Origin of the sequence: Boseongicola aestuarii (assembly GCF_900184815.1) — a bacterium.
Classification (GTDB): domain Bacteria; phylum Pseudomonadota; class Alphaproteobacteria; order Rhodobacterales; family Rhodobacteraceae; genus Boseongicola; species Boseongicola aestuarii.
Map to the genome: position 1 here is coordinate 1 of NZ_FXXQ01000069.1, position 712 is coordinate 712.

Consider the following 712-nt stretch of genomic DNA (forward strand, 5'->3'; position numbering starts at 1 on the left):
GGGCGACGACCTGCTCGACCCTGGTGTCGATATACCCGGCCGCTTGGAATAAGTTCTCTAGTCTCGCAGGGTCTGACAGTGCAAACAGCCCTGGTGAACCCGGCGGCGGCGGGGTCTTCCCGGCATGTTTTAGTGCGATCATCATGGTTTTTGAAAACAGCAGGTTGTCCTGCGGCGAGGCCACCACAAGAACAGCGAGGCGCCCGTTCTCCACCAAGACGCTTCGCACGGCCGCGAGCGCGTCTTGAGGCGACTGGAACAGCATCAGACCGAGTCGGCAGGTTGCCGCATCGACGCGCAGCCCACTTTCGGAAAGATCTTCCGCTGGTCCGTGCAGTGTTTCGACATTGGTCAGTCCCGCGTCGGCGGCGTTTGATTTCGCAAAGATCAACATTTTCTTTGCGATGTCGTTTGCGACAACCCGGCCAGTCGGCCCAACACGCTTCGCGGCTTGAATCGTCTGGCTGCCTGCGCCACAGGCGAGGTCCAACACTTTCATTCCCATTTCTACGTTGGCCGCATCCAGCATTTGTTCAGTAGCCTCGGCGGCGGCTCCCATTAAAGCGGATTCCCATTTTGCCCAGCCCGGAGCGGCTGAATCCCAAATGCTCTCATTTTCATGTTTGACTTCTCCGGCCATCGTCCGAATCCTCACATTAGGTGCGACGTCAGGCTACACGACATTCCACGTTGCGCAAAAACTCTGCGAGGC

1 protein-coding gene is annotated in these 712 nt (G+C 58.1%); it reads right to left on the reverse strand.

Features of this window, described 5'->3' with window-relative positions; all coding sequences use genetic code 11:
• Positions 1-640: class I SAM-dependent methyltransferase (locus BOA8489_RS20080; protein ID WP_093976074.1), on the reverse strand; the 640-nt coding region annotated here is incomplete at its 3' end.
• Between the last annotated feature and the right edge of the window lie 72 nt (positions 641-712).